At 63.1% G+C, this 2,594-nt stretch carries 2 pseudogenes; both read left to right on the forward strand.

The annotated features are described in order from the left end of the window. Nucleotides 1–1,153: pseudogene (gene rpoB, locus VF497_RS11960) on the forward strand (DNA-directed RNA polymerase subunit beta); the annotation flags it as partial. Nucleotides 1,154–1,244: 91 nt separating this feature from the next. Continuing rightward, nucleotides 1,245–2,594: pseudogene (locus tag VF497_RS11965) on the forward strand (DNA-directed RNA polymerase subunit beta'); the annotation flags it as partial.

Raw genomic sequence — 2,594 nt, forward strand, 5'->3', positions numbered from 1 at the left:
GCGTCTGCGCGGCCAGCTCATCGGCCAGGTCGCCAACGGCGGCCCGGCGGGGATCAAGAAGGGCACCGCGCTGACCGGCGAGTACCTCGACGGCCTCAAGCACGACGAGTGGTTCTCGCTGCGCATGAAGGACGAGGAAGCCGCCGACCTGCTCGAGAAGGCCAAGGTGCAGATCGACGCGCACCGCGCCGAGTTCGACAAGCGCTTCAAGGCCAAGCAGGCCAAGATCACCGCGGGCGACGACCTCGCCCCGGGCGTGCTCAAGATGGTCAAGGTCTACCTTGCCGTCAAGCGCCGCATCCAGCCGGGCGACAAGATGGCCGGCCGTCACGGCAACAAGGGCGTGGTCTCGATGATCCGTCCGGTCGAGGACATGCCGTACATGGCCAACGGCCAGTCGATCGACATCGTGCTCAACCCGCTCGGCGTGCCGTCGCGTATGAACATCGGCCAGATTCTCGAAGTGCATCTCGGCTGGGCCGCGAAGGGCCTCGGCGAGAAGATCCAGCGCATGCTCGAGGCGCAGGCCAAGGTGGCCGAGCTGCGCAAGTATCTCGACGAGATCTACAACCACGACAAGGACACGTTCGGTCAGCGCGTCAACCTGAAGTCGCTGAGCGATGAGGAAATCCTCGCCCTGGCGACCAATCTGCAGGAAGGCGTGCCGATGTCGACGCCGGTGTTCGACGGTGCCGCCGAGAGCGAGATCAAGCACATGCTCAAGCTCGCCGAGCTGCCGGAATCGGGCCAGACCACGTTGTTCGACGGCCGCACGGGTGAAGCGTTTGACCGTAAGGTGACGGTGGGCTACATGCACATGCTGAAGCTCAACCATCTCGTCGACGACAAGATGCACGCGCGTTCGACCGGTCCGTACTCGCTCGTCACCCAGCAGCCGCTGGGCGGCAAGGCGCAGTTCGGCGGGCAACGATTTGGCGAAATGGAAGTCTGGGCGCTCGAGGCCTACGGTGCGGCCTACACGCTGCAGGAAATGCTGACGGTGAAGTCCGACGACGTTCCGGGTCGCAACCAGATGTACAAGAACATCGTCGACGGCAATCACGAGATGGCTGCGGGCATGCCCGAGTCGTTCAACGTGCTGGTCAAGGAGATTCGTTCTCTCGCGATCAACATGGAGCTCGAAGAGCACTGATCTCGACAGGCGCGTGAGTTCGCTCTCACGCGCCGCGTTTCGCGCTCCCGACCCTCGACCTACGGAATTTCCTCCTCCCCGGAGATAGACAATGAAAGACTTGCTTAACCTCTTCAACCAAACCCGCCAGTCGCTCGATTTCGACTCAATCAAGATCGCGCTGGCCTCGCCGGAACTGATCCGTTCGTGGTCGTTCGGTGAAGTGAAGAAGCCGGAAACGATCAACTACCGCACGTTCAAGCCCGAGCGTGACGGCCTGTTCTGCGCCGCGATCTTCGGTCCGATCAAGGACTACGAGTGCCTGTGCGGCAAGTACAAGCGCATGAAGCACCGCGGCGTCGTCTGCGAGAAGTGCGGCACCGAAGTGACCCTGACCAAGGTGCGCCGCGAGCGCATGGGCCACATCGAGCTGGCGTCGCCGGTCGCGCACATCTGGTTCCTCAAGTCGCTGCCGTCGCGCATCGGCCTGATGCTCGACATGACCCTGCGCGACATCGAGCGCATCCTCTATTTCGAAGCCTATGTCGTCGTCGACCCGGGCCTGACTGCGCTCACGCGTGGCCAGCTGCTCAACGAAGAGCAGTACCTGCAGGCGGTCGAGGAGCACGGCGACGAGTTCGACGCGCGCATGGGTGCGGAAGCCGTCTACGAGCTGCTCAAGACGATCGACCTCAATGCCGAGCTGATCAAGTTGCGCGAAGAGATCGCCTCGACCAATTCCGAGACCAAGCTCAAGCGTCTGTCCAAGCGCATCAAGCTGGTCGAAGCCTTCCTCGAGTCGGGCAACCGCCCCGAATACATGGTCATGACCGTGCTGCCGGTGCTGCCGCCCGATCTGCGTCCGCTCGTGCCGCTCGATGGCGGACGTTTCGCCACGTCCGATCTCAACGATCTGTACCGCCGCGTCATCAACCGCAACAACCGCCTGAAGCGTCTGCTCGAACTCAATGCGCCCGACATCATCGTGCGCAACGAGAAGCGCATGCTGCAGGAAGCGGTCGACGCGCTGATGGACAACGGCCGTCGCGGCCGTGCAATCACCGGCACGAACAAGCGCGCGCTGAAGTCGCTCGCCGACATGATCAAGGGCAAGCAGGGCCGCTTCCGCCAGAACCTGCTCGGCAAGCGCGTCGACTACTCCGGCCGTTCGGTCATCGTGGTCGGCCCGACGCTCAAGCTGCACGAGTGCGGCCTGCCGAAGAAGATGGCGCTCGAGCTGTTCAAGCCGTTCATCTTCTCCAAGCTGCAACGCCGTGGCCTCGCCACCACGATCAAGGCGGCGAAGAAGCTGGTCGAGCGTGAAGAAGCCGAGGTGTGGGACATCCTCGAAGAGGTGATCCGCGAACATCCGGTGCTGCTCAACCGCGCGCCGACGCTGCATCGTCTCGGCATCCAGGCGTTCGAGCCGGTGCTGGTCGAAGGCAAGGCGATCCAGCTGCAT

Source organism: Rudaea sp. (genome assembly GCF_036383415.1).
Lineage (GTDB): Bacteria > Pseudomonadota > Gammaproteobacteria > Xanthomonadales > Rhodanobacteraceae > Rudaea.